This is a genomic window from Mycobacterium sp., from assembly GCF_052145595.1.
In the GTDB taxonomy this organism is placed as follows: domain Bacteria; phylum Actinomycetota; class Actinomycetes; order Mycobacteriales; family Mycobacteriaceae; genus Mycobacterium.
Genome location: NZ_JBKQOI010000017.1, coordinates 20,264 through 46,362, shown reverse-complemented (window position 1 = coordinate 46,362; position 26,099 = coordinate 20,264). Strand labels below are relative to the sequence as shown.

Annotated in this window: 27 protein-coding genes and 1 riboswitch; of the genes, 16 read left to right on the top strand and 11 right to left on the bottom strand. The window is 66.1% G+C overall.

The genetic code is table 11. The features are described from left to right. Positions 1-5: 5 nt before the first annotated feature. Positions 6-614, bottom strand: a complete 609-nt coding sequence (locus tag ACLP4W_RS01210) for a TetR/AcrR family transcriptional regulator (RefSeq protein ID WP_442383308.1) — start codon at positions 612-614, stop codon at positions 6-8. Positions 615-635: 21 nt separating this feature from the next. Here ACLP4W_RS01210 and ACLP4W_RS01205 point away from each other — a divergent pair, with 21 nt between their 5' ends. From ACLP4W_RS01205 to ACLP4W_RS01175, 7 genes are all read left to right on the top strand, one after another. Beyond that, a complete protein-coding gene (locus ACLP4W_RS01205; protein WP_442383306.1) occupies positions 636-1,469 on the top strand; it encodes a hypothetical protein in 834 nt (277 codons plus the stop codon). Between the two features lie 249 nt (positions 1,470-1,718). Next, entirely contained in the window at positions 1,719-3,128 is a 1,410-nt protein-coding gene (locus tag ACLP4W_RS01200) for an MFS transporter (RefSeq protein WP_442383304.1), read from the top strand. A 52-nt stretch (positions 3,129-3,180) separates the two neighbouring features. Further along, positions 3,181-3,675 carry a hypothetical protein gene (locus ACLP4W_RS01195; protein WP_442383302.1) on the top strand — a complete coding sequence of 165 codons (495 nt, stop codon included), beginning with the start codon at positions 3,181-3,183 and terminating at the stop codon, positions 3,673-3,675. A 54-nt stretch (positions 3,676-3,729) separates the two neighbouring features. Then, on the top strand, positions 3,730-5,166 hold the full coding sequence (locus ACLP4W_RS01190) for a hypothetical protein (protein WP_442383300.1): 1,437 nt from the start codon (positions 3,730-3,732) through the stop codon (positions 5,164-5,166). After that, entirely contained in the window at positions 5,163-6,620 is a 1,458-nt protein-coding gene (locus ACLP4W_RS01185) for an acyl-CoA reductase (protein WP_442383298.1), read from the top strand. Before ACLP4W_RS01190 ends, ACLP4W_RS01185 begins: the two co-directional genes overlap by 4 nt. Continuing rightward, a complete protein-coding gene (locus ACLP4W_RS01180) occupies positions 6,617-7,549 on the top strand; it encodes an SDR family NAD(P)-dependent oxidoreductase (protein WP_442383320.1) in 933 nt (310 codons plus the stop codon). Before ACLP4W_RS01185 ends, ACLP4W_RS01180 begins: the two co-directional genes overlap by 4 nt. Further along, the gene (locus ACLP4W_RS01175; RefSeq protein ID WP_442383296.1) at positions 7,546-8,160 is read left to right on the top strand and encodes a TetR/AcrR family transcriptional regulator; all 615 of its coding nucleotides are present in this window, start codon (positions 7,546-7,548) and stop codon (positions 8,158-8,160) included. The genes ACLP4W_RS01180 and ACLP4W_RS01175 overlap by 4 nt, the downstream gene beginning before the upstream one ends. On the opposite strand, the gene ACLP4W_RS01170 is transcribed toward ACLP4W_RS01175, so the two are convergent. From ACLP4W_RS01170 to ACLP4W_RS01145, 6 genes are all read right to left on the bottom strand, one after another. Then, entirely contained in the window at positions 8,114-8,932 is an 819-nt protein-coding gene (locus ACLP4W_RS01170; protein WP_442383294.1) for an enoyl-CoA hydratase/isomerase family protein, read from the bottom strand. The genes ACLP4W_RS01175 and ACLP4W_RS01170 overlap by 47 nt on opposite strands. An 11-nt stretch (positions 8,933-8,943) precedes the next feature. Continuing rightward, a complete protein-coding gene (locus tag ACLP4W_RS01165; protein WP_442383292.1) occupies positions 8,944-9,594 on the bottom strand; it encodes an LON peptidase substrate-binding domain-containing protein in 651 nt (216 codons plus the stop codon). Positions 9,595-9,603: 9 nt separating this feature from the next. Then, complete coding sequence (locus ACLP4W_RS01160; RefSeq protein WP_442383318.1) at positions 9,604-10,743, bottom strand: glutamate--cysteine ligase; 1,140 nt, start codon at positions 10,741-10,743, stop codon at positions 9,604-9,606. Next, positions 10,724-11,455, bottom strand: coding sequence for a superoxide dismutase[Cu-Zn] (gene sodC / locus ACLP4W_RS01155; RefSeq protein WP_442383290.1), 732 nt, complete (start codon positions 11,453-11,455; stop codon positions 10,724-10,726). The genes ACLP4W_RS01160 and sodC overlap by 20 nt, the downstream gene beginning before the upstream one ends. A 97-nt stretch (positions 11,456-11,552) precedes the next feature. Next, on the bottom strand, positions 11,553-12,032 hold the full coding sequence (locus tag ACLP4W_RS01150; RefSeq protein ID WP_442383288.1) for a LytR C-terminal domain-containing protein: 480 nt from the start codon (positions 12,030-12,032) through the stop codon (positions 11,553-11,555). An 18-nt stretch (positions 12,033-12,050) separates the two neighbouring features. Beyond that, positions 12,051-12,359, bottom strand: a complete 309-nt coding sequence (locus ACLP4W_RS01145; RefSeq protein WP_046185798.1) for a DUF3263 domain-containing protein — start codon at positions 12,357-12,359, stop codon at positions 12,051-12,053. 205 nt (positions 12,360-12,564) lie between these two features. Here ACLP4W_RS01145 and ACLP4W_RS01140 point away from each other — a divergent pair, with 205 nt between their 5' ends. The 4 genes from ACLP4W_RS01140 to ACLP4W_RS01125 all read left to right on the top strand — a co-directional run bounded on the left by ACLP4W_RS01140 (position 12,565) and on the right by ACLP4W_RS01125 (position 15,522). Beyond that, complete coding sequence (locus ACLP4W_RS01140) at positions 12,565-13,158, top strand: peptide deformylase (protein ID WP_442383285.1); 594 nt, start codon at positions 12,565-12,567, stop codon at positions 13,156-13,158. After that, positions 13,158-14,054, top strand: a complete 897-nt coding sequence (locus ACLP4W_RS01135; RefSeq protein WP_442383283.1) for an N-acetylglutamate synthase, CG3035 family — start codon at positions 13,158-13,160, stop codon at positions 14,052-14,054. Before ACLP4W_RS01140 ends, ACLP4W_RS01135 begins: the two co-directional genes overlap by 1 nt. A 17-nt stretch (positions 14,055-14,071) precedes the next feature. Beyond that, the gene (locus ACLP4W_RS01130) at positions 14,072-14,878 is read left to right on the top strand and encodes an exodeoxyribonuclease III (protein WP_442383316.1); all 807 of its coding nucleotides are present in this window, start codon (positions 14,072-14,074) and stop codon (positions 14,876-14,878) included. Between the two features lie 200 nt (positions 14,879-15,078). Then, positions 15,079-15,522, top strand: coding sequence for a hypothetical protein (locus ACLP4W_RS01125; protein ID WP_442383281.1), 444 nt, complete (start codon positions 15,079-15,081; stop codon positions 15,520-15,522). Positions 15,523-15,526: 4 nt separating this feature from the next. Here the strand turns inward: ACLP4W_RS01125 and ACLP4W_RS01120 are convergent, their stop codons facing one another. Next, the gene (locus tag ACLP4W_RS01120; protein WP_442383279.1) at positions 15,527-15,829 is read right to left on the bottom strand and encodes an Rv1535 domain-containing protein; all 303 of its coding nucleotides are present in this window, start codon (positions 15,827-15,829) and stop codon (positions 15,527-15,529) included. A 63-nt stretch (positions 15,830-15,892) separates the two neighbouring features. Here ACLP4W_RS01120 and ACLP4W_RS01115 point away from each other — a divergent pair, with 63 nt between their 5' ends. Next, positions 15,893-16,168 (top strand): hypothetical protein, encoded by a 276-nt coding sequence (locus tag ACLP4W_RS01115; RefSeq protein ID WP_442383277.1) that lies wholly within the window; start codon positions 15,893-15,895, stop codon positions 16,166-16,168. Here the strand turns inward: ACLP4W_RS01115 and ACLP4W_RS01110 are convergent. From ACLP4W_RS01110 to ACLP4W_RS01100, 3 genes are all read right to left on the bottom strand, one after another. Continuing rightward, complete coding sequence (locus tag ACLP4W_RS01110; protein WP_442383275.1) at positions 16,165-20,025, bottom strand: SpoIIE family protein phosphatase; 3,861 nt, start codon at positions 20,023-20,025, stop codon at positions 16,165-16,167. The two genes, ACLP4W_RS01115 and ACLP4W_RS01110, sit on opposite strands and share 4 nt — an antisense overlap. Then, entirely contained in the window at positions 20,022-20,384 is a 363-nt protein-coding gene (locus tag ACLP4W_RS01105) for an STAS domain-containing protein (RefSeq protein ID WP_442383273.1), read from the bottom strand. The genes ACLP4W_RS01110 and ACLP4W_RS01105 overlap by 4 nt, the downstream gene beginning before the upstream one ends. An 85-nt stretch (positions 20,385-20,469) precedes the next feature. After that, entirely contained in the window at positions 20,470-21,102 is a 633-nt protein-coding gene (locus ACLP4W_RS01100; protein WP_442383314.1) for a PAS and ANTAR domain-containing protein, read from the bottom strand. Between the two features lie 240 nt (positions 21,103-21,342). Further along, a riboswitch (TPP riboswitch) is annotated at positions 21,343-21,453 on the top strand. On the opposite strand from ACLP4W_RS01100, the gene thiC reads away from it, so the two are divergent. The 4 genes from thiC (at position 21,446) to ACLP4W_RS01080 (ending at position 26,092) form a co-directional block, all read left to right on the top strand. Beyond that, positions 21,446-23,089, top strand: a complete 1,644-nt coding sequence (gene thiC / locus ACLP4W_RS01095) for a phosphomethylpyrimidine synthase ThiC (RefSeq protein ID WP_442383271.1) — start codon at positions 21,446-21,448, stop codon at positions 23,087-23,089. It overlaps the preceding riboswitch by 8 nt. After that, positions 23,086-23,913: a bifunctional hydroxymethylpyrimidine kinase/phosphomethylpyrimidine kinase gene (thiD, locus tag ACLP4W_RS01090; protein ID WP_442383269.1), complete on the top strand. Its 828-nt coding sequence runs from the start codon at positions 23,086-23,088 to the stop codon at positions 23,911-23,913. The genes thiC and thiD overlap by 4 nt, the downstream gene beginning before the upstream one ends. Continuing rightward, entirely contained in the window at positions 23,910-24,551 is a 642-nt protein-coding gene (locus ACLP4W_RS01085) for an alpha/beta hydrolase family protein (protein WP_442383267.1), read from the top strand. Before thiD ends, ACLP4W_RS01085 begins: the two co-directional genes overlap by 4 nt. A gap of 56 nt (positions 24,552-24,607) precedes the next feature. Next, the gene (locus ACLP4W_RS01080) at positions 24,608-26,092 is read left to right on the top strand and encodes a flavin-containing monooxygenase (RefSeq protein WP_442383265.1); all 1,485 of its coding nucleotides are present in this window, start codon (positions 24,608-24,610) and stop codon (positions 26,090-26,092) included. Positions 26,093-26,099 lie beyond the last annotated feature (7 nt).

Below are 26,099 nucleotides of genomic sequence, written 5' to 3'. Positions count from 1 at the left end.
AGTCGTTACGCGCGTTCGCCAAGTTTGTTTAAGGGGCTGTCTAGCAGCGCCCGCGCCGACGCCGCGACATCGGCCTCCAGCCAGGACGGCATCGGCTCGTCGTGCGCGTGGCGCCGGACGACGGCATAGGGCAGATCGGACACCGCGCGCGCGACGGCATCGACGGACCGCCGATCGCTGCGCCCGTAGATTTTTCGGGCCAACTCGCGCACCCGCTCGATCAGCGGGGCGTTCATCGCGGCGACGGTCTGCTGGAAGGCCGCGTCGGGCTCCTCGTCGAGCAGGTCGGACGGCCGGATCGTCAGCAACAGCCGGGCGTCCTCCGGGAGTTCCCGCGCGAAGCCGATGGTGGCCACGGCCATGGCGGTGGCGGTGTCCACCGGCGAATCGCGCACCGCCGCCAACGCCCGCGACTGAAAGCGTTCCAGCGCGCGCAGCCACGCCGCCGTCAGGATTCCGTCGCGGTTGCCGAACCGGTGATACAGCGTGCCGGCCGGCGCACCGCTGGATTTCGCGATCGCCGCCACGCTCGCCGCGCGCGGTCCGCCGTCGAGCACCAGCGCCCGGGCTGCGTCGAGGATCACATCGGTCTCATGCTTCCGCGGAGGTGCCACGATCTAGTACATTCCTTCTATATGGAACGATTACCCTATATCGATGAGCATGCCATAACGGTGCAGGCGAATCGCGAAGACACGTGGTCCGCGCTGCTGCGGATGATGTGCCGCGACCCGCACGACCCGACGACCGTGCCGATCGGCTTCGTCCAGGACGAAACGCGACGACCGGTGCGGTTCGCAATGAAAGGCCGCCACTTGTTCGCGGCCTATCGGCTGGAGTTCGAATTGGATTCCGAGCGCGGCGATCCGCCCCGCACACGCGTCCGCGCACTCACGTGGGCCGCCTTCCCGGGTGTACACGGCGAGGTCTATCGCGCACTGGTCATCGGAACCGGCGCACACCGCATCGTGGTTCGCAGGATGCTTGAGCGCATTGCGGCGACGGCGCTAGCCGAACGGGCACAGACGGGCGACGCCGCGGCCGATTACACGGATGTCTTCGAAGTCCCAATCCCGCACGGCGACTCGCGCACCGCCGAGCAATCGTTCCGCGACGCGGTTGGGGATAAACCCGGCGCAGGCGGAAACGTTGTCTGGTGGATCCACCGCCACATATTGAGATTTCGCCTGGGTCCGTATTCCTCACCCGATCACATCATCGGCTGGCCGATCGCGCGCTCGGATTACGACGAAATCGTGCTAACGGCGCACGGGCCACTCATGCGGGGCCAGCTGACGCTGCGACGCCAGGACGGTCTGCGCGCCACACTCACCACTCGCCTGCATTACCGTCACAAAATCGCCGCCGGAACGGTCTGGGCGCTGGTCGGCCCGCTGCATCGGGCGGTGGCGCCGCGGCTGATAGAGCGCACCACGCGCCGCGACCTCACCCGGATGACTGGACGCTGAAAACGCATTGCGGCAGAAGCGCGCCTTCGCTGATCCCCGGTTCGACGCCGATGCGCGTGAACCCGTTGACTCGCTCGTTTCGTAACCACTGCGCATACATCATCCAGAAGAGGTTGTCCCCACGCGGTCGAGGAGAGAACACATGGACGACGAGCGGCCCCGAGACCGTCCCGTGAGACGGCGATGATCGCGACCCAGCCTTCTCCGGGGATCGTCATCACCGATTCTGCCCGCCTGACAGGACGGCTCATGAGACTTCGTAACGCCGCGCCGACGAGCCGGGTCATGGTGGTGGCCGTCATGGTGTCGATGGTCGCCTTCCTCGACAGCACCGTCGTGAACCTGGCACTGCCGGCCACGGAGCGCGACCTCGGCGGCGGTATGTGCCTGCAGCAATGGGTCGTCGATGGCTACCTGCTGGCGCTGGCGGCCGCGATCTTGCCGGGCGGTTCGATCTCCGATTTGTTCGGGCGAGTTCCGGTCATGCGGTTCGGGCTGGTGGCCTTCGGGGCCGGCTCGGTGCTGGCGGCCACCGCGGCCTCGCCGACCATGCTGATCGCCGGGCGCCTCATACAAGGCCTCGGTGCGGCCTTCTTGGTGCCTGGGTCGCTGGCGATGATCAATTCCACCTTCGGCGACGCGAACCGCCACGCGGCCATTGGAGCCTGGACAGCGTGGACCGGTACCGCGTTCGCGCTCGGCCCGCTGCTGGGCGGCTTGGCGGTGGATCTGCTGGGGTGGCGATGGATCTATGCGTTGTCGGCGGTTCCGATGGTCATCGGTTTCGCCTTGACGTTTTGGCTGTGCCCCATGCAGTCCCCGGTTTCAAGGCCCGCCCGACGCGCCCGCCTTGACGTTGCCGGGGCCGCGTTGTCGGCAGTCGGGCTGGCCGCCACCGTGTACGCCCTCATCGAATCGGGGAAGCATGGATGGCACCCGGGCCTCATCGCGTCGCTGGTCGTGGGGATCGTTGCCCTGCTGGCGTTCGTGGCGTGGCAGCGGCGCGCCCCCCACCCTTTGCTGCCGCTGGGTCTGTTCACGGTCCGCAACTTCGCTAGTGCCAATCTGACCACCGCGTTCGTCTACGGCGCCATTGCGATGGGCTCGCTTTCGGTCGCCCTGTATACGCAGGAGGTCGCCGGTTACTGTGCGACCGTCGCGGGTTTGGTCACCTTGCCCACCCCCACCATGTCGTTTCTGTTCGCCAAGCGCGTCGGCGCCAGGGCCGCGCGAATCGGGTCCCGGGCCTTCCTGACGACGGGCCCGCTGCTGGCCGGGTTCGGGCTGCTGCTCATCCGGCCCTCCGCGCATGGATTCAACATCGTCACGCATCTGCTGCCCGGGATGACGGTGCTGGCGATTGGCCTGGTTCTCACCAGCACACCGCTGACGGCATTGAACCTGTCGTCCGTCGAACCTGCCCGCAGCGGAGTCGCGGCAGCCGTCCAAAACGCGCTGGGCCGGACGTCGGCACTGACCTCGGTGGCCTGCGTGGGACTGATCGCCGCCGGCACGCTGACCGATGCCAGTTTCGCCCGGCTGCTACAGGTCGCCGCCGCGTTGTTCTTCACAGGCGCGTTGGTCAGCGGCCTCTCCGTCATCAAGTCAAGTAGCCCCACCCAACCCGGTCCCTCTGAAGTCGCAGCCAGCGTGCCGTGATCGCGAAACCGATTGCAGCAGAACCATATCCAAACAGATCGGGTGTTCTCGGATGCTGGGCCTGACTTGGGGAGTGCGACCGTCGGAACGAGAGGTCTCCCTGCCGTGCGACGCGCTGTGTCCAGACGACGGCGTTCAGGCGGACCGTGCGATCAGCATCGCCGCGCCGCCATCGATCGTGTTCTCCTGGGTATGCCAGTTACGCGTAGCGCCCTACAGCTACGACATCCTCGACAACCTCGGCCGCCGGAGCCCCCGAGCACGCAACCACGAACTGGTTCGCCTCGAAGTCGGACAGCGGTTCATGACGATGTTCGCCCTGCAGTCATTCGTCGGCGGCGAGCAGATCACTTTGCGGTCCAAGGGCGTCGCTGTCACCTACGCGGTCCGCCCTGAGGGTGCCGGCTCGCGGCTACATGTGCGCGTGCGGTTCGGCGGGCCCGGGCTGCCGGCTCGTGTTCTGGCGCTCGGTGACCTGGTGATGATGCGTAAGCAGTTGCTCACGTTGAAGTCGCTGGCCGAGCGCGATGCCCTGGCCGACGTCTAATTGCAGTCAACTGCAATATTGCTTATTACTGCACGATCGGTCTACGCTAAGCCGATGACAGTCACGGACAAGCCAGCGCGGCCGGTGACCGAATTCATGAACGACCCGATCGGCTTTTTCGGCCAGTCCTACACGCAGATGCACAGCATCGGCCGCCGCGAGCTCGAAGAGTTGCAACGCCAGGCGATGGGCATCCGCTTTCATGAGCACCACCAGAGCATCGAGATGCTGCGTAAGCTTGCTGACCGGCTCGGAGTCACAGCCCTCAACGAGTTCAATGACGTTGTGCCGCTGTTCTTCCCGCACACAGCGTTCAAGTCATACCCGGCGGCGCTCATCGACAAGAAGCGCTTCGACCTGATGACCCAGTGGCTCGACAAGCTCACCAGCTACGACTTGTCCAACGTGGACACCACCGGTTGCACCGGGATCGACGACTGGATCGACCGCCTCGACGCACAGACCCCCTTGGGGGTCATCACCTCCAGCGGCACCACCGGCACCATCTCGATCCTCCCCAAAGACAAGCGCGGCGCCGAAGATGGCATGACGCTGTGGAAGATCTGCCTGTTCCAAACCTTCGGCCAAGAACCAACCGAAGCCGAACTCAATCCCGCCGTGGATGTCGTGTGGCCGAACTTCGCCAACGGCAAGCTTGGTCATCTGCGCATTGCCAACATGATCAAGCGTGGCTTCACCGGTGGCGATGAAAGCAGGTTCCACGCCCTCTACCCCTTCGCGGTGGACACCGACCTGATGTTCCTGGCCTCCAAGATGCGGGCGGCGGCATCCCGCGGGGAGCTCGACCGGCTGGAGATCGACCCCGCACTCGCGGCCCGCAAGGATGAGTTCATCGCCATGCAAGCGCGTCAGGCCCAGGACATGGATGCGTTCTTCACCCGCATCACCGAGCAGTTGCGCGGCAAACGGGTGTTCATGCTCGGTACCTACCACCTGATGTACGACATCGCCAAGGCCGGTCTGGAACGCGGAGTAAGAAATGTGTTCGCGCCAGACTCGGCGATTCTCACCGGCGGCGGGATGAAAGGTGTTGCGCTGCCTGCCGATTTCATGGAGATCATCAAGGACTTCCTCGGGGTCGACCGCATCCAAATCGGCTATGGCTTCTCCGAGTCGAGCACCTTTCACTGGGGCTGTAGCGAGGGCCGCTACCACGTGGCACCGTGGGTCATCCCGTTCGTGCTCGATCCCGACACCAGCGAACCACTTCCCCGCACCGGTGTGCAGACCGGCCGCGCGGCCGTCTACGACATCCTGCTGCGCGCCCATTGGGGCGGCGTCATCTCCGGTGACGAAGTCACCATCAACTGGGACCTGCACTGCCCCTGCGGTCAGGCCAGCGTCGCATTCGAGAAGGACATCGTGCGCTACAGCGAGAAGCAAGGTATCGAAGACGACCGGATCACCTGCGCCGCAACGCAAGAGGTGCACAGCGAGGCGGTGAACTTCATGAAGGGGGTGGAGCTGTGATCGCTTACACCGTCCCGCTGTTCTTGCGGGGGCGGGTCATCACCGATGACCTCGTCCCGTTCGATACCCGCATCGGCGCGTCGCAGTTCCAGGCACCGGACATGAGCAAGTACGTCGCGCAGCTGCCGCTCAAAAGCCCCGCGGAGATGAGCGACCTCTACGAAGTGACCTTCGACGAAATCCTCGATGTGCTCACCGCCCTTGGCAACGCGCTGGACTTCGACTCGAACACTCACCTGCAGGAGGCCTACGAAGCCTCGCTGGTCGCCAATGTGCTGCCGGCCGAGATGCTGAAGAACAGCTATCGCGTGCTGCGGCCGCTGTTTTCCCGCGACAATGTCACCGAAATCGCCGACAGCCAGGTCGGGCTGGACTACCTCAACGGATGGGTCCCGCACAAACTGCGCGACGGCCGCGAACTGCGCGTGCGCGCCTTCGGATCCCGAGTCCTGCACATCCCGGCGGGCAACGGCGGACTGGTCTCGGCGGTGACCATCCTGCGTTCGGTGATCACCCGATCGGACATGATCATCAAGGCGCCGTCCAACGATCCCCTCACCGCGATCGCCATCGCCCGCACGCTGGCAGACGTCGCGCCGAATCACCCGATCACCAAGCATCTCGCGGTCGGGTATTGGAAGGGCGGCGATCTGACCATCGAAGAGAGCCTCTATCAGCCCCATCACATCGAAAAGATCGTGGCCTGGGGAGGCTTGGCGTCGGTCAAACACGTAACCCGTTACATCCAGCCCGGTTTGGAGCTCATTGCGCTGGACCCGAAGCGCAGCGCCACCATCATCGGCCGCGAGGCATTCGACGACGAACATACCATGCGAGAGGTGGCCCGCCGCGCCGCGACCGACATCGGCGTCGCCAACCAGGAAGGGTGCGCCAACGCCCGGGTCATCTACGTGCTCAGTGGGACCGACGCCGAGGGCCTGGCCAGAGCCAATAGGCTGGGCGAATTGATCTACCAAGAGCTGGTGTCGCTGCCCGCGCTTGTCAGCACCCCGCCGCGGTATCCCAACCGCGAGCTGCTCGACCACCTGGACGCCTCCCGAATGGCAGAGGACTTTTACCGCGTCATCGGCGGCGAGCGGCGCGAGGGCGCCATCGTCGTCTCGCAATTCGATGAGCCCGTGGATTATTCGCCGATGCTGTCCGGGCGGATCGCCAACATCGTTCCCGTGGACAGCATCGACAAGGTGACCGCCGCGGTCAACGCCTACACCCAGACCATCGGCATCTACCCGGAATCCCTCAAGCGCCGGCTACGAGACACGTTGCCGCTCTTCGGTGCCCAACGGCTGACCAGCCTGGGCTACGCATGCAGTGTGGCGATCGCCATGCCGCAGGACGCCATCGAGCCGATCCGACGGATGTGTAAGTGGATCGTCGACGAGGAATGCGACCCGAACGTGGTCGTCCCACTGTGGCAGCTCACGCCGGCATGACCGGACAGCTGAGCGCTTTGCAAGTCGTCGACGGAATCGACCTGTCCGGCAAGGTATGTGTGATCACGGGTGCGTCGTCCGGGCTGGGCCGTGAGTCGGCGCGTGCGCTGGCCGCCGGCGGCGCGCATGTCGTCCTGGCCGCACGCAACCCAGGCGCCCTGGCGCAGACGGCCCAGTGGATAGCGTCCGAGGTGCCGGGTGCCCGGACCTCGGAGGTGCACCTCGACCTCACGGCGCTGGCCAGCGTTCGGACGGCGGCGAGTGCAATCCGCGACATCGCACCGGTGGTCCATGTCCTGATGAACAATGCCGGCGTCATGTTCACTCCCTTCAGCCGGACGCACGAAGGATTCGAAATACAGCTCGGGACAAATCATTTCGGACACTTCGAACTCACCCGACTGCTCGTGCCGCAGCTTGCCGCCGCCAGGGGTGCGCGGCTGGTCATCCTGTCCTCCGGCGGCCACGTTCTTGGCGACGTCGACTTCGACGACCCCAACTGGGAGAACCGCGAATACGACAAGTTCGTCGCATACGGCTCATCCAAGACGGCGAACATCCTGCACGCTGTCGAAGCCGACCGACGGCTGCGCGGCCTGGGAATCCGCGCCTACGCCGTCCATCCCGGTACCGTGGCCACGTCGTTGGCGCGGTACATGTCCCGATCGGATTTCTCCCGACTACGCAAATACGCCGCCGCGAGCACCGCCGCGCGCGGCGAACCGACCGACGGCTTCCTCGACTTCGTCATGCCCGAACACGGTGCGGCCACTCAGGTGTGGGCCGCGGTAAGCCCGGAGCTCGCAGACCGGGGCGCGCTGTATCTGGAAGACTGCGGCGTCAGCGAAACGGTCGCGCCCTACGCTCGCGACGAGCAGCGTGCGGCCGACTGGTGGACGCTCTCCGAGAAGCTCTGTGCGACATCGTGAACAGGTTGGAACGGCGAAAACTCGAAGTGCGGGAGAAGATCCTCGGGGCTGCCTTCGAGTTGTTCCTCCGCAAGGGCGTTGCAGCCACCACCATCGAAGAGATCTGCGAGCGCGCCGACGTCGCCAATCGAACGTTCTTCAACCACTTCGCCACCCGTCAGGACATGATCCGGGCCTTGGCGGAACGACGACTGGTCAACCTGCACGACGTGGTATTCGGCCGCGCGGAGCAACCGATCCCGGCGCGACTTATCGGTGTGTTCGACGACATCGCCACGGCGCTGGTCGGATCGGGTAACACCTACCGTGAGATGATCGGAGAGATGCTTGCCACCAGCGGCTATGGCATCCAGCGCGGATTCAACCTGCACGACACCTTCGTCGAACTGGTCAAGGAGGGGGTCGCGCGCGGTGAGGTGAGCGCGCGACACGAGCCAGAAACCCTGGCCGACATCATCGTTGGCGCGCTGTCCGGGGGCATCCTCAACTGGACGGTCGACCGGACGTATTCATTGGAAACCAACCTGCATAACCTCGGCGTCGCTCTGGCCGAGTTGCTGGCGCTCACGGTTCCGGCAGGGCCGTCCACTCGGCCGAAAGCCGCGAACTGAACCGCGGCGGCCGGCGATCGAGGAAAGCCGCGACTCCTTCACGGGCATCGGCGGTGCCCATCACGCGGTAGTGCAGCTGCGTTTCCAGCGACGCGACCTGTCGCGGGGTGTAGTTGTTGATCGCGCTGTCCCACAGCAGCCGTTTGCACAACGCCGCCGACATCGGGGCCACGTGGGCCGCGATATCTCGGGCCATTTCGGTAGCATGGTCGAGCACCCGCTCGGCGGGTAGTGCCCGATTTGCGATGCCGAACGCCACCGCGTCGGCCCCGGTGAAAGTGCGCCCGGTTAGCAGCACCTCCGCGGCCACCCCCAAGGTGGATAAGTGCGCCAGCGTCCAGTGCGACATGCAGTCGGGTATCACTCCCCGGCGTACCTGCACCACACCGTATTTGGCGTCTTCGGCGACGATGCGGATATCGGCCTGCAGGGCGATGGTCAGGCCGATTCCGATGGCGTGGCCGTTGAGTGCGGCGATGACCGGCTTACGCAATTCGAAGGCGGCCGGGTCGATCGGCGATGCCGAGAAGGTGCTCGCGTCGGCCGGGGCTTCGAACGGCGAAATGCTGCCCGAAAAATCCGCTCCGACGCAAAAGGCGCGGCCCGCCCCGGTTAGCACAATGGCGCGGACGTCGTCGTCACCGTCGCACTCCTCGTACGCCCGGCCCAACAGCCTGCCCATGTCGGCGGTATAGGCGTTGAGATGCTCGGGGCGATTGAGCGTGAGCACCGCCACGCCCTCGTTGATGTCGACCGTCACGTCGGCGCTCATCGCATTGCCCCCTATTCGGACAGCTGGAATTCCACCATCTCGGCAACCGCGTCCACGGCCTCGCGCAGCGCGGCCAGTCGGTCGGCGGCCGAGGGCGCCGACAGCACCGCGTAGCGGTCGGCCGCTCCGATCGGGATACGAGATGCCAACGCGTACAGACGCTGCCCGGCATCGTCCGTGCCGGCTTCGTCGTAGCCCAATAGCACGTCGCGGTCCGGCAGTTCCGCGTCGCGGGCTTCCGCGATCCGCTCGAAGACTGCCATCACCCGGGCCTCGAGATCGAGCAGCTGGGCCTGGGTCACCGGATCCCCCGGCTCGTCGGGCCACGACGTCACGGTCGCGCGCGGGTAGGGATCGTCGGGCAGCCACTCAGACACCCGAATCCGCTCCCCCGTCCGGCACTGCAGCACGTATCGGCCCGCGCCGAGATCGGCGTATTCGGTAATCCTGGAAACGATTCCGACATCGCATCGCGAATCACCGCCGCCGACCTCGCGCCCCTGGGAGATCAGCACAACGCCGAACGGCTCGTCAGCGTCGATGCAATGCCGGACCAGCGCGCCGTAACGAGGCTCGAAGATGCGCAACGGCAGGTCTTGGTTGGGCAGCACCGCCGACTCCAGCGGGAACATGGCCAGCTCGGTGCGTTCGAAATCCGCCATGAGTTAAACCTAGATGTCCAGCTCGGCCACCAGCGCATCGACGACAACACGCAGGTCGCCGTCATGTTCCTCGGCCACCCGCCGCTGGCGCTGATATGAGGCACCCTGACGCCCAATGTCGGCCACCGAGCACAGCTCATCGACGCAATGCAGCGACTTCGCGACCGGCTCCAGCCGGGTCAGCACGTCGGCGAGATCGTCGGTAACCAGCCGCTCGTTGCTGTCGGCGTCCAAGATGATCACCGCGTCCAGGCCGTAGCGAGCGGCGCGCCACTTGTTTTCCTGGACATGCCACGGCGGCATCGCCGGCAGCGTCTCACCGGCGTCGAGCCGACGATCCAGGTCGACGATCAGACAGTGCGTCAACGCGACCAGCGCGCCGAGTTCACGCAGGTTGGACACCCCGTCGCAGACCCGCACCTCGAGGGTGCCCAGATGCGGAGAAGGCCTTATGTCCCAGCGGATTTCGTCCATATGGTCGATGATGCCGGTCTTCTTCTGGTCGTGGACGAAGCCTTCGAACTCCGCCCAGGTCTGAAAGTGGAACGGCAACCCGGCGGTGGGCAGCTGCTGGAACATCATCGCGCGGTTGCTGGCGTATCCGGTGTCTTCGCCGCCCCACCAGGGCGAGGATGCCGACAGCGCCAACAGGTGCGGGTAGTACTTCAGCAGCGAAGTCATGATCGGCATCACCTTGTTCGCCGACGAGATCCCGACGTGGACGTGCACTCCCCAGATCAGCATCTGCCGGCCCCACCACTGCGTGCGCTTGATCAGCTCGGCGTAGCGCGGGGCGTCCGTGAGTTTCTGCGCCGACCAGCGGGCGAACGGGTGGGTGCCGGCGCAGAACAGCTCCATGCCGCGGTGCCGGACGATCTGACGGGCCGGGCGCAGCGTGTCGCGCAGATCCTCCATCGCCTCTGCGGTGCACTCACAGATACCGCTGACCACTTCGACGGTGTTGCGCAGCAATTCCTTGTGCACGCGCGGATTTTCGCCGATCTCCGCAATGACCGCGGTGGCTTCGTTGCTCAGGTCGCGGGTCTGCGCATCGACGAGCGCGAACTCCCACTCCACGCCAATGGTCGGCCGTGGCGACGGGGCGAAATCGATGCGGGCACTGGCCCTGCTACCCGGCACCGATGACACCGCACGCCACCCGCTTGCCGGCGTCACCGGTGCTCATCGTCATCTCGTCGGGACCCGGTGTTCCGTTGATCTGGTTGTAGCGCTCCGGCGGGATGTTCCCGAAGTTGTCGGCACCGGCGTGAATGATGATTGCGGTCTTCTGGCCGGTGAGCAGGTCGTCCATGGTGAAGGCGTCCGTGGTTGTCATCAGCATCCCGACACCGTCTTTGCGGACTTCCAGCGAGGTCAGGTCACCACTGGCGGGCTCGGCGGCGTGCCCGGGCGCCTGGAAGTGGCCGCCGGCGGACAGAAAGTCGCCGGGCGCGCCACCGGTCGGGGCGACCGAATTGGCCTCACACTTGCCCACCTTGTGGATGTGTACTCCGTGGAATCCGGGCGCGAGCAGACCAGCACCGGTCGTCGCGATCGTGATCGTGGCATAGCCACTGGGGCCACTGCCGAAATCTAACTTCGCGATCGCGACCTCAACGCCGTCGGGTGTCTTCAAGCGGGTGGTCATGCTCCGCGCCGCGCGCTGCCCACCCTCGGCGCCCAAGCTTTCCGCGGGCGCGGGCGACCCGGTCCAGACCGCCGGCGTGGTACCCGGGACCGTCGACGCGTATTGCGGGGGCGAGCACGCGCTTACCAGCGCGACGCAAGCGGCCAGAAGGTACGGGGCCGATACGGACGTGGCGGCGGCTGCGACATTGCGGTAACCGGCGTGCTTACGCATAGCGTGAGCCTAGCCCGACGATGGCCTTCGCGAGCGTAACGCTGCGGCCAATTCATCCCCGCTTTTTCGCCCTGCCGCCACACCCGCGGCCCGGCGCTCAGCCCGTCACCAGGACGATGACGCCGGGCGGCTGGTTGGTGAGCGCGGGAATTCGCGGTTGGACGGGCGCTCCCAGCTTCTGACCCACCGCGTCCGCGGTGGCATGCTCGTCGTCGGCATCGGTGTAGTAGACGGTGGTGGCCGAGACATCGGACAACGTGAGGTTCCCGACGTCGGTGACCTTGAAGCCGGCGGCGGTGAGGTCGTCCTTGGTGCGCGAGGCGACACCCTCTTTGGAAGAGATGTTGTAAACCCGTACCTCGGCCTGGTTCGCCGGGGGCTTACCGCTCGTCGAACTCGACGACGAGGTGGTGGTGCTGGTCACACTGGAAACCGGCGACGCCGACTCGTCATCGGAGCTCCCGGAAGAACCCAGGGCCTGCCACCCGAGCAGCAGGAAAATGACCCCCAGGAACAACAGCACCATGACCATGGCCCGCAGGGGAAGCCCCGTAGAGTCGGGGACTCGCTCTTTCATCGAGCCCACTGTAGCGAGTCAGGTCACCTCGAAGCCGAGGCGCCGCGCTGCCCGCGCCTTTTGGCGGCTCGCGCGCAGCCGTCGCAGCCGCTTCACCAGCATCGGGTCGGCGGCCAGCGCCTCGGGTCGATCGACCAGCGCGTTGAGCACTTGGTAGTAGCGCGTCGCCGACATCGAGAACAGCTCTTTGATGGCTTCTTCCTTTACCCCGGCGAATTTCCACCACTGACGTTCGAATGCAAGGATGTCGTGTTCACGTCGGGTGAGCCCATCGGCGATTTCAGAGTCGTCCCCCGATCGATTTGCCCGCGCCATGGCGCTGTCCATATCGCTTCCCCTGGACCCTTCCGGCGATTCTCAAACGTGTGCGGATGACTTGACTTACATAGGGGCATGTTTCGGCGAATATTGAACCACGCCGCGAACCCTCAAGCCGCAATCCAGACCCGCGAGTCGGCCGATGGCTTCGATTGCCCGCGTGCCCCCGACCGCCACGCCGCCCCGGCCCAAGCCAGGCTTAAGCTAGCCGACCATGGCAGTCGTACCCATTCGCATCGTGGGAGATCCCGTCCTGCACGCCCCGACGAAGCCGGTGCCGGTCGCCGCCGACGGTTCACTGCCGGCGGATCTGGCCGAATTGATCTCCACCATGTACGACACTATGGACGCCGCGCACGGGGTCGGCCTGGCCGCCAACCAGATCGGGGTCGGGCTGCGCGTGTTCGTCTACGACTGCGCCGAGGACCGGGGACTGACCGACCGCCGCCGCGGTGTGGTCATCAATCCGGTCCTGGAAACCTCCGAAGTACCCGAGACCATGCCCGACCCGACCACCGACGACGAAGGGTGCCTGTCGGTTCCCGGCGAGTCGTTCCCAACCGGCCGGGCGAAGTGGGCACGGGTCACCGGCCTCGGCGCCGACGGCAGTCCGGTCGCTATCGAGGGCACCGGCCTGTTCGCGCGGATGCTGCAGCACGAGACCGGGCACTTGGATGGATTCCTGTACCTGGACCGTCTCATCGGCCGGTACGCCCGCAGCGCGAAACGGGCCGTCAAGTCAAACGGTTGGGGCGTTCCGGGACTGTCATGGCTGCCGGGCGAGGGGCCGGACCCGTTCGGTCACTGATGGTCTCGTGGCCGGGCGTGGGAACGCGGGTGACGGTTCGTTACCGGCGCCCCGCCGGATCGGTCCCGCCGCTGACCGACGCGGTCGGACACCTGCTCGGCGTCGATCCGATGGTGCGGGTGCGGACGAAAACGGGCGCGGTCGTCGAGTTTGCGCCCGCCGACGCGGTCGCGCTGCGGGTACTGACCGACGCACCGGTTCGCACCTCCCAAATCCGGGCGCTCGAGCATGCGGCCGCCGCGGCCTGGCCCGGAGTTGAGCGGGCCTGGCTGGACGGCTGGCTGCTGCGGGCCGGCCACGGGGCTGGATTGGCCGCCAATTCGGCAGTGCCACTGGATATTTCGGCTCATCTCAGCACCGTGCCCGCGATCGTCGCCTGGTACGATCGTCGCGGCCTGACACCACGGGTGGCCATTCCCGATCGCTTACTGCCCCTGCCGCCCGGCGTGAGGGGCGAACGCACGGAACGAGTCCTAGTGCGCGACGTGTCCGATGTGTCCATCGCCGAGCCCGACCCGTCCATCACCCTGCTGGCCCGCCCCGACGACACCTGGCTACGGATATACCGCCGCGAGATGCCCGTTGACGTGCTTACCGCCGTCATCGACGGCGAGCTGATGTTCGGCTCCAACTCGGGCGCAGCGGTCGCGCGGGCGGCGCTGACCGACGCACCGGACGGCGTTCGGTGGGTTGGCCTGTCGGCAATATCCGCTACCGACGACGAAGCCGCGGCGCCCCTATGCAAAACACTGCTGGCATGGGGCGCGGGTCGCGGCGCAACGCGCGGCTACCTGTCTATCCACGACAGCGGCGCCAACAACCTCGCCGATTCGCTCGGTTTCCGGCTGCACCATCACCGCCGCTACTTCCCGGCCCAAACAGTGGATAGCGTCTAGTCATGCCCGACGGCGGTCTGCGGTTAGCCACCTGGAATGTGAATTCGATTCGCACCCGGCTGGACCGCGTCGTCGACTGGCTCGCCCGCGCCGACGTCGACGTGCTGGCGATGCAGGAGACCAAGTGTTCGGACAGCCAGTTCCCTACCCTGCCGTTGTTCGAACTCGGCTACGAGGTGGCCCACGTCGGTTTCAATCAGTGGAACGGCGTGGCAATCGCGTCCCGGGTCGGTCTCGACGATGTGCAGATCGGCTTCGAAGGCCAGCCCAGTTGGAGCAGCAAGCCGGAGGTGGCCGCCACGGCGGAAGCCCGCGCGCTCGGCGCCACCTGCGGCGGCATCCGGGTGTGGAGCCTCTACGTGCCCAACGGCCGCGCGGTGCGCGACCCGCATTACACCTACAAATTAAATTGGCTTGCCGCGCTGCGTGAGACGGCGGCCGGCTGGCTGCGCGACGAGCCCGGGGCACAGATCGCACTGGTCGGCGACTGGAATATCGCTCCCACGGACGAAGACGTCTGGAGCACCGAATTCTTTGCCGGTGCCACGCATGTTTCGGAGCCGGAGCGCCGCGCGTTCAACGCAATTGTCGCCGCGCAATTCAGTGATGTGGTAAGGCCTTTCACGCCCGGCCCCGGGGTCTACACCTACTGGGACTACACCCAGCTGCGGTTTCCGAGGAGGGAAGGCATGCGCATCGACTTCATACTCGCATCACCGGCGCTGGCCAGCCGCGTGACGGACGCGCAGATCGTCCGCGAGGAACGCAAAGGCAAGGCGCCCAGCGATCACGCTCCGGTGATGATAGATGTGAGCCCGGTTTGAGCCGCACGCGGATTCATGTGTTGGGGCTGCCCCACAGAAATTCCAGAAGTTGCTCGTTGTACGCGCGTTTGTAACGTGGCAGGCTTTCGGTTGATAGATATTGAGAACAAATTGCGTTGTTGCTGTTAACTTCGCGTTCAACGGGTATACACGTTTAAACGCGGTTCCCAGTGAGAGCGAATAGGTACCAAGGAGTCAGCATGAGTGTCGTCGGCGGGGCAGTCCGCGGCGCAGGCAAGACGGTGAGCCGTGCGGCGGACGCAACCACAGCGGCCGCGGGCGCGGTGGGTGGCGCAGCGGTCAATGGAATTGTCGGCGGCGTGACTGGAGCCGCGGAAGGTATCAAGCGCGGAGTCAGCAGTGGCAGCCATTCGACGCCGGCGGCCGCGTTGGCTTTGGGTGCGCTCGGCGTTGCCGGCCTGGTCGAGTGGCCGGTGCTGTTGGCGGTCGGAGGCGGCGCGTTGCTGTTGCACAAGATGCATCGCAAGCCCGAGACACGCGCATCGGCCAAGGCGACCCTTAAGCCGGTGCCGTCCGAGCCGGCGCCAAAAAAGGCGGTCCCTGAAAAAGCCGCCAGTAAGCCGGCGGCCAAGAAGGCGGCCGGACGGCGGGCGGGTGCCGCCGAGTTGCGCAGCACCAACTAAACGGTCAGCCGATTGCTCGGCCGCACACCGCTGGGTCCGCTCGGTTGGGGGCAGGCTCGATGGGCCGCCGCTGTGCCGGCCGTCGCGATAGCCGCTCTGACTCGTGCCGGCGAAGGTTGGGGCACGTCGGACACAAAACCGTCCGGGCCTGGTACGCCCTCGACGAACGGTGAGGTGTCCGGTCCCGATGCCGAATCTCGACCACCCCGACGCGCCAAAGCAGCGCATAGAGTTCCACTAGCGGCACCTTCAGCACCGAAGCAATCGACGAAACCAGCGGGTCGCCCACGGACTCCTTCGTCGACATAAGTACGACGTTGACCTGACGACCCGGCGAGGCGGCAAACCCTTAGTTACTGAAAGGCGAATGATGGCGGAAAACAAGTCGCGCAGGGGGACACCTCAGCGCGAGGCCGTGCAGAAGATCCGCGAAGGCGAGACCTTCGTGGTGAACCTGCCGGTGGTGGGGCAGATGGAGATACCGCGGCCCGAGCAATTGGCCTACTTTGGCGGCCTGGTCGCCCTGGCGGCGCTCGAACTCATCGACTGGCCGGTCGCCTTGGTCATCGCCGCCGGACATCTGCTGGCGAGCAGCCACCACAACAAGATCCTGGAGGAACTGGGCGAAGCGATGGAAGAGCTCTAGTCGCTTCCGGGGCCCGACCCACTAGCGACCGCCTGGTCGAAGCGCAGCGTGACCCGAGTGCCTCCGGAAGTCCGGACGGTGTCGACGTGATCGGCCAGTCCACCGATCAGGGTGAGCCCGCGCCCGCGCCGTCGGCTGCGCAGGCTGGCCGAGGAATCGCCAACCCACCGGCCGGTGTCGCTGATGGTGACCTCGACCGTTTCCCGCCGCAGGAAGGCCTCGATGGACACCGTTCCGCGTGGCTTGCCGTGGCTGCCGTGTTCGATCGCGTTGGTGACCGCTTCGCCCGTCGCCAACAAGATGTCGCGTTCGCGACGCGGGACGACGGCAGTGCCGCTCAGCCAATCCCGCAGCTGGTCGCGCGCGACGGGGATTTGGGCCGGCGCGGCCGGCAGCACGGTGGCGAAGCTGCGCGCGGCTACGTGGCTCGGACGGAGTGCGAGTACCACGACGTCGTCGCGATAGCCCGTCGGCGGGGTCAGCCGGGAGAGCAACTCGGCGCAGACGGATTCGACGGGCAGATCGGCGCACTCGGCGGCCGCGGACTTCAGCCGGGCGAATCCGTCGTCGAGGGTTTCGCCGGCCCGCTCGATGAGTCCGTCGGTGTAGAGGAGGATCAAGCCTCCCGGTGGCAGGTCCGCCGTGGCGGTGGCGTCGGTGGGGTGGATTTCCGCATCGTTCTCCTGGACGGCTACCGGGGGACGCCGGCCAGACCCGAGGAAGACCGGACGGCCGTCCGGAGGGACCAGCAACGGATAGGGATGCCCCGCGCAGCTATAGCTGATGGTGGCGCCACCCGCGCCGCCTTCGGTGTCGACGAGGGCGTAGGCCACCGTCGCGCAGCGAGCGCCGGTGACGCTGGCTGCATATCGGTCCAGTGCGCCCAGCACGGCCGCCGGTTCGGCCGCGCTGAGCGCCGAGGCGGCCACCGCGGCACGCAATCTGCTCATCACGATTGCGGCGGCCAAGCCGTGTCCGACGACGTCACCGACCGATATCGCGATCCTGCCCGCGCGGCCCAGCGGGGTGACCGAATACCAGTCGCCGCCGACGCGCATCGTTTCACCGGCGGGCTGGTAGACGGCAGCTACGACTGCGGCGGTCGAGCCGCGATCCAAGTCGAGCAGATGCTCTTGGAAGTCGACGGCGATCCGGTGTTCGCGCGCCATGACGCGGATCCGGTCCAGGGCCGAGGAGGTGAGCTCGGCCATCCGGCTGAACGTATCGAGATCGGCCGGTTCGAACTGGCGCGGCGTGGGCCATAGCAAGGCCAGCACACCGATGACGCGACCCGAGTTGTCCCGCAACGGATGAGCGACTGACGCGCGGACACTGGCCGCGGTGTCCTGCACCACGTGCTGATAGCGCGGGGGAAGTTCAAACGTGTCGGTGACGACCATCGGTTCACCGCTGTTTATGACGTCGACTCCGACCAACGGGGAATCGAGCGCGGCCACGTGGTATCTGTCGCGCAGTTCCGCGGGGAGGTCGCCGGCGTATTCGAACCGGACGTGGTGCTCTCCATCGATTACTCCGATTGTCACGGCGGCGGCATCGCCGGAACCGAATGGGGAGTTGAGCAAGGCATCCAGGATCCCGGCGACCGAGTCGGTGGCCTGCAGCGCGGAGTCGAGTCGCACCAGATCGGAGGCAAGCCGCAGCTGCGTCTCACGCCGCTGGCGGTCGCGCTCTCGGGCAACCGCGGACAACCGGGACGCCACGCGGTCCACCAGCTCCTGCGAGCGGAACGGCTTCGGCAGATAGTCGTCGGCCCCGCCGGCGAAGCCTTCGTTGACGGCCTCCGTTCCGGCCCGGGCGGACAGCATGAGGACCGGCGTGGCCGCCAGTGCCGGATCCGCGCGAACCGCCGCAACCAATTCGAAGCCGTTCAGGCCCGGCATCATCACATCGGTGACGATCGCGTCTGGGTGCAGCTTGCGGGTCGCGCTCAGTGCCGACTCGCCGTCGGCGACCAGAACCGTCTCCCAGCGGGCCGACAGCACTCGGTCCAGGTGTGCCCGCATGTCGGCGTTGTCGTCGGCGATCAGCACCACCTGGCGACGCCCGTCGGGTGCGATCGTCGCAGCATCGGGATCCGAAACGGCCGTCAGCCACTGCCTTGCCTCGGCCACGTACGGATTGGTTTCGTCCTGCGGCACCGCGGGCGACTGATCGACCGCCGTGCCCTCGACCGCACGCGGCAGCCGGATGGTCACCGTCGTTCCGCGATCCAGTTCGCTGTCGATCTCCACCGTCCCGCGTTGCAGCTCGACGAGCCCGCGTACGAGGGCGAGTCCGATTCCGGCGCCCTCCACGCTGCGGCCGTGTACGTTGTCGGCCCGGTAGAAGCGCTCGAACAGGCGGTCCAGGTCCTCGGCGGCGATCCCGACACCGGTGTCGCGCACCGCAATCCGGCAGTCCGTCGCACCGGCGCGCACCTCGACCCGAATCGAGCCTTGCGGGGTGTATTTGACCGCATTGGAAAGCAGGTTGAGAACGATCGTTTCCCACATGCCCGGATCGATGTCGGCCAGCGCCGGATCGCAGTCCAGCACCAGGTCAAGTCCCGCGCGATGACACAGCTCAGTGAACGACGACGCTATGTGTGAGGTCAGCGCACCGACATCGGTACACACCAGCCTCGCGTTCGCCCGCCCCGCTTCGATACGAGAGAAATCGAGCAACGAGTCGACCAACCGCTGCAGACGCCGCGCATTGCGTTCTGCGGTGCTCAGCCGGTCCGCCAGGACGCTATCCGGCGGCGCATCGGAGAGAGCATCATCGAGCGGCCCGAGCAGCAGGGTCAGCGGCGTGCGGAACTCGTGGCTGACGTTGGTCAAAAACGCCGTCTTCGCCCGATCCAATTCGGCGAGCGCGTCGGCGCGCTGGAGCTGCTGTTCATAGGAGACGATCGACGCGAACGTTGAGGACAGCTGGTCGGCGATCAGTTGGCAAAGCCCGCGGTACAGCGCATCCAGCTCAAGACGCGGGCTGATTCCGACCACCAGGGCCCCGGCGGTCGGGCCCTCGCCCAGCGGGAGCACCAGCGCCTGGTCCGGGCAGTCGTCGCCCAACGCCTCGTCGATGCCGGGGATCATCGACGCGACCGGTTCGATCATCTGCACCGCCGCCCGCGATTCCGGCTGCATGTTTGCGCGGATCAGCTCCGCCAGCGTGCGAGGCAGCAGTGGCAGCACCGATGGCGTCGCTCCGCGCAGGCCGGCGTCACCGACGTAGGCGGCGACGAACGGTAGATCGGCGGCCTGGTCGGTACACACCGCGACCGCCGCGGCCACCGCGTCGTCGACGGTGCGGGTATCCACAACCGCCGCCCCCACCGCATTGACCAAATGCAGACGACGATCACTCAGCACCCGTTCGGTCGTTTCAATTACCGCACAGAAGATGGCCGTGATCGCGCCATTGCCGCCGATGATGGGGCTGTAGGTGAAAGTGAAGTACCGCTCCTGCGGGTGGCCGCCGGTCACTAGCGGCAACATCAAGTCGTCGGACCAGGTCGCGACGCCGGTGTCGAAGACGCTGCTGAGCATCGGGAAAATCTGTCCCCAGATCTCCCACCACACCTGCTCTGCGGGGCGGCCCAGGGCCGCGGGGTGTTTGTCCCCCAAGATCTGGGCGTAGGCGTCGTTGTACATCAGGAAGAGATCCGCAGGCCCCAACCACAGCACGATAGGGAAGCGCGAAGTCAGGGTCACTGCCACTGCCGCACGCACCTCGCTTGGCCAGGCTTGCGGCGATCCCAACGGATGGGCGTCCCAGTCGAATTCGGCGAACCGGCGGCCCATCTCGCCGCCCAACGTGACGGCAGCCGCCAGGTCGGCCGGCAGCGGGTTCATTGCTGTCGCTTGCGGTGCAGTGCGTCGGACAGCGTCGGATAAATGTCGAGGATGCAATCCAGCTCCGTCACCTCAATCGGTCGAAGCACGTTGTCATGAGCCGCCACCAGGCGGACCGCCGTACCGGATTCCTTGCCTTCCTCATGGCAGTCGAGCACCGCGTTCAAGGCTGCGCTTCCGAAGAAGGTCACCCGTTGCAGGTCGACGATGACCAGCCGGGCCGGGTGCGTCGCGGCGGACCGCAGCGCGGCGGCCAGGTGAGCGCTGAGCTCCTCGACGGTGCTGGAGTCGACATCGCCCTCGACGTGCACCAGTACCGCGTCCTCACGGACCTCGTGGTCGACCGCCAGCAATTCCACGCCCTTTCGCCGCCTCGAACGTGACCAAAATCCAGCCGCAACGTGCAGCTACCGGATACGCAGCATCGAGCCGTCCCCGATTAGGCTATCCGGCGGACTCGGGAGGGATTCGTTCGTGCACCGTCAGCAACAAATGGTCGAACTGACTTTGGACGGCGGCCATCGGGGATTCCAGTTCTTTGACATCGACGAGCAGTTGCCTGGCCAGGGCACGCAGCTTCACATTGGTCTCTTGCGACCGCCACTGCAGGACGCGGAAGGCCTGCTCGGCGCTGACCCGGTAGATATACATCAGCACGCCCTTGGCCTGCTCAATCGCCGCGCGGTTCTCGAATAGGTCCGGCAGGGCCTCGTCGAGCACTTCCTGTCGAGTCTCGTGCCGGGTCTCGTCGAAGGTAGTGGTGAGGTCGATGTAGTAGCCGGCGGTGCCCAACACCGCGCCCGACTCCTCCAGCATGCGGTCGGCCACCACAATCGCGTCGTGCACCGTGCCCGCGGTGTCGATAAACCGGTGACGACTCGAAAACGACCCCTCCGACTGCAAGGCGTAGTCGAGCAGATCCTGGACATGCGCGCGGTCGTCGGGATGCTTGTGCGACAGCAGCAGTTTTGTCGTCGGCGCTACGGTCCCCGGTTCGTAGCCGTGCATCCGCGCCACCTCGTCCGACCATTCCCAGCGTTGACCGACGAACCAGAAGCGGAAGCTGCCGACGTTCAAGTACCTAGTGGCAGCCTCGCTTGCCCCGGCTGGCTGGCTGCGGTTTCCGGTGGATGTCGCCGCGCCCGATCGCGTGGGCTGTTGCACGTTTGCATCCTCTCATTCGCCGGCTATCCCCGCCTACCGCTCTAACAGAAAGGCCGTCCCACCGTCGGCGATTTCGGTGATTTTCACCGGTTCCCCCGCCCGCGTGCCGCGTTGCCTGAAGTGGGGGTAACCTCGCGTGCGGGCGATCGCATCAACCAATAGCGCGGGAGCGCACGCCGAGTGCGCTGAGAGGACGGCTTGGGGCCGTCGACCGTACGAACCTGACCGGGTTATGCCGGCGTAGGGAGATGACAAAATGACCGTAACCGTCGACCCGATGTCCGTGACCACCGGACCCATCGCGGGCAGCAGCAAGGCTTATCGCGAAGTAGCGGGCCCGGGCGGGGCTCGTCTGCGGGTTCCGTTGCGACGGGTCAACCTGTCCACCGGGGATCACTTCGACCTTTATGACACCTCCGGGCCCTACACCGATCCGGACGCGGTGATCGATTTAACGTCCGGGCTGCCCCCGCGGCCCGCGGTCGTCCGCGACCGCGGCACCCAACTGCAGCGCGCCCGCGCCGGCGAGGTCACCGCCGAGATGGCGTTCATCGCCGCCCGTGAGGACATGCCCGCCGAGCTGGTGCGTGACGAGGTCGCTCGCGGCCGCGCGGTGATCCCGGCCAACCACAACCATGCCGAGAGCGAGCCGATGATCATCGGCAAGGCGTTCGCGGTCAAGGTCAACGCGAACATCGGCAACTCGGCGGTGACGTCGTCCATCGCCGAGGAGGTCGACAAGATGGTGTGGGCCACCCGCTGGGGCGCCGACACCATCATGGACCTGTCCACCGGTAAGAACATCCACGAAACCCGCGAATGGATCCTGCGCAATTCGCCGGTGCCGGTCGGCACGGTGCCGATCTACCAGGCGCTGGAAAAGGCCAAAGGAGATCCGACCGCACTGACCTGGGAGATCTACCGCGACACGGTGATCGAACAGTGCGAGCAGGGTGTGGACTACATGACCGTGCACGCCGGCGTGCTGCTGCGGTATGTGCCGCTGACCGCCAAGCGGGTCACCGGCATCGTGTCCCGCGGCGGGTCGATCATGGCGGCCTGGTGCCTGGCCCACCATCAGGAGTCGTTCCTCTACACCAACTTCGAGGAGCTTTGCGACATCTTCGCGCGCTACGACGTCACGTTCTCGCTGGGTGACGGGCTGCGGCCGGGTTCGATCGCCGACGCCAACGACGCCGCGCAGTTCGCCGAACTGCGCACCCTGGGCGAGCTGACCAAGATCGCCAAATCCCATGGCGCACAGGTGATGATCGAGGGACCCGGGCATATCCCGATGCACAAGATCGTCGAGAACGTACGGCTGGAAGAAGAGCTCTGCGAGGAGGCACCGTTCTATACGCTCGGTCCGCTGGCCACCGACATCGCGCCGGCTTATGACCACATCACTTCGGCGATCGGGGCGGCCATCATCGCCCAAGCCGGCACCGCGATGCTGTGCTACGTGACCCCGAAGGAACACCTCGGGCTGCCGGACCGCAAGGACGTCAAGGACGGGGTGATCGCCTACAAGATCGCCGCGCACTCAGCGGACCTGGCCAAGGGTCACCCCCGCGCCCAGGAGCGCGACGACGCGTTGAGCACCGCGCGCTTCGAGTTCCGCTGGCACGACCAGTTCGCGTTGTCGCTGGATCCCGACACTGCACGGGAATTCCACGACGAGACGCTGCCGGCCGAACCCGCCAAGACCGCTCACTTCTGCTCGATGTGTGGCCCCAAGTTCTGCTCGATGCGCATTACCCAAGACGTCCGGGACTACGCGGCCGCCCATGGGCTCGACAGCGAGGAAGCGATCGAGGCGGCGCTGCAGGAAGGCATGGCGGAAAAGTCACGCGAGTTCGCCGACCACGGCAACCGGGTGTATCTCCCGATCACGCAGTGAGCTACTTGCCGCTGGCGCCGCCGGGCACCACGCCCGCGCGCGTGCTGACCATCGCCGGATCGGACTCCGGGGGCGGCGCCGGCATCCAGGCCGACATGCGCACCATGGCGCTGCTCGGTGTGCATGCGTGCGTCGCGGTTACCGCGGTTACCGTGCAGAACACGTTGGGTGTCAAGAGCTTTCACCAGGTGCCCGGCGATGTTGTCACCGGTCAGATCGAAGCCGTGGTCACCGACATCGGCATCCAGTCCGCAAAGACCGGGATGCTGGCGTCGGCCGACATCATCGCCACGGTGGCCGACACCTGGCGGCGGCTGGAGTTGACGGTTCCGCTCATCGTCGATCCGGTCTGCGCATCCATGCACGGAGACCCGCTGCTGGAGGCGTCGGCCCTGGATTCGCTTCGCGATCAACTGTTTCCGTTGGCCACGCTGGTGACGCCGAACCTCGACGAGGTGCGGCTACTGGTAGACATCGAAGTCATCGACTCGACGTCGCAGCGCGCGGCGGCCAAGGCACTGCACGCGCTTGGCCCGCAGTGGGCGCTGGTCAAGGGCGGGCACCTGCGGTCATCTGATCGCAGCCGCGACCTGCTCTATGACGGTGCCGACTTCTACGAGTTCGACTCGCAGCGCTTGCGTACCGGCAATGACCACGGCGGTGGTGACACGCTTGCCACTGCGGTCGCTTGCGCGCTGGCACACGGATTCACCGTCCCCGATGCGGTCGCTTTCGGGAAGCGATGGGTCACCGAATGCTTGCGCGCCGCCTATCCGCTGGGTCGTGGCCACGGCCCGGTCTCCCCACTGTTTCGGTTGTCATGAATCTCGAGCACATCGCCGGAGTGGCGCACGAACCCAGCGGCCACCCAACAGGGGTGGTGGTGCTTACCCACGGCGCCGGTGGTAACCGAGATTCCCCACTGCTGCAACAGGTTTGCCACGAATGGGCGCGGCGTGGCTGGTTGGCGGTGCGCTACAACCTGCCCTACCGCCGGCGCCGGCCCACCGGTCCACCGTCCGGCTCGGTCGCCACCGACCGTGCCGGGATCGTCGAGGCGATCACGTTGTGCCGCAGCCTTGCCGACGGCCCGATGATCGCCGGCGGGCATTCCTACGGCGGCCGGCAGACATCCATGGTGGTGGCCGGCCGGGAGGCGTCCCCGATCAAGATAGACGTACTGACGCTGTTCTCCTATCCGGTCCATCCGCCGGGCAAACCGGAGCGTGCCCGCACCGAGCACCTGCCGGACATCACCGTGCCGGCGGTGTTCACCCACGGAACATCGGATCCGTTCGGCACGCTCGAGGAAGTGCGCGCCGCCGCCGCGCTGATACCGGCCCCGACCGAAGTCGTCGAGATCAGCGGCGCTCGGCACGACCTGCGCTCGAAGACGCTCGACGTGCCCGCGCTGGCGGTCGACGGGGCGCTGCGCCTGCTGCGGGGAGCCGCTGGGAGGTGACCCGGTCGTGACCGCGGCAGCATTTGCCGGTGCCGCGGGTACGGTATCGTCGGTTCGTGGACTCATCGCCCCACGACGTCATCATCGTGGGCGCCGGCTTCGGCGGCATCGGCGCCGCGATCCAGCTCAGGCGGCTCGGCTACGACAACATCGTCATCCTCGACCGCGAGGCGGACCTCGGTGGGACTTGGCATGTCAACCGCTACCCTGGTCTGGCGGTCGACATCCCTTCTACGACCTACTCGTACTGGTTCGAACCCAATCCCTACTGGTCACGGGTGTTCGCGCCGGGTTCCGAGCTCAAGCACTACGCCGAACACGTCGCCGATAAGTACGACGTGCGCCGTTACATCCGGTTCAACACCACGGTCGAAGGCGCACGCTGGGACGAGGACGCCCAGCTGTGGCGGGTGGCGCTGGCCAGCGGCGAAAACCTGACGACACGCTTTCTGATCACCGCGACCGGCTTCCTCTCCCAACCGCACACACCCGACATCCCGGGTATCGCCAGCTTCGATGGCAAGGTCATCCACACCACGGCGTGGGACGACAGTTACGATTTCGAGGGTCGTCGGGTCGGAATAATCGGCACCGGCGCCACGGCGGTGCAGCTGATTCCCGAGCTCGCCCGGCAAGTCGCCGAGCTAACCGTGTATCAGCGCACCGCGATCCATGTGGTGCCCAAGATCGACTTCGCCATCCCGGTATGGCTGCGGCACGTGTTCGCCCGGGTACCACTGGTGCACCGGACCTTCCGGCTGGTGACCGACACCCTCTTCGAGCTGATGATGGTGACCGGTGTGCTGCACTACCGGCAGTTCCGACGGCTGAACATCGCTGCCGCGGATCTGGCCAAGATCAACCGGTTCATCTTGGTGCGCGACAAGGAGCTGCGGCGCAAGCTGACTCCCGACTACGACTTCGGCTGCAAGCGGCCCACCTGGTCCAACAGCTACTACCCCGCGTTGACAAAACCTCACGTGCACCTGGAGACCAATTCGATCGAGCGGATCGTGCCCGACGGCATCGTCACCGCTGACGGGCACAAGACTGTCATCGACACCCTGGTGCTGGCCACCGGATTCGACCTGTGGGAGGCCAACTTCCCGGCCATCGAGGTCGTCGGTCGCGAAGGCCGAAACCTGGGAAAATGGTGGCGCGACAACAGGTTCCAGGCCTACCAGGGAGTGTCGATCCCGTACTTCCCCAATTACCTGAGCCTGGCCAGTCCGTACGCTTTTTCCGGGCTGTCGTTCTTCAACACAATGGAATACCAGATGCGGCACATGGACCGGCTCTTGAGCGAGGTAAAGCGCAGGGGCGCAACGATGTTCGAGGTGACCGAAGAAGCCAACACCCGCTTCCTGGACCGGATGACTCAACTGCTGGATAACTCGGTGTTCTACGCCGGCGACTGCGCCACATCGCGGTCCTACTACTTCAACGACAGCGGCGAGGCGACACTGCTACGGCCCACTTCGACCCGCAATGCGGTGGAGGAAGGCTCGACCTTCCCGTTGAGCGACTACGCAATCGCCTGAAGAAGAC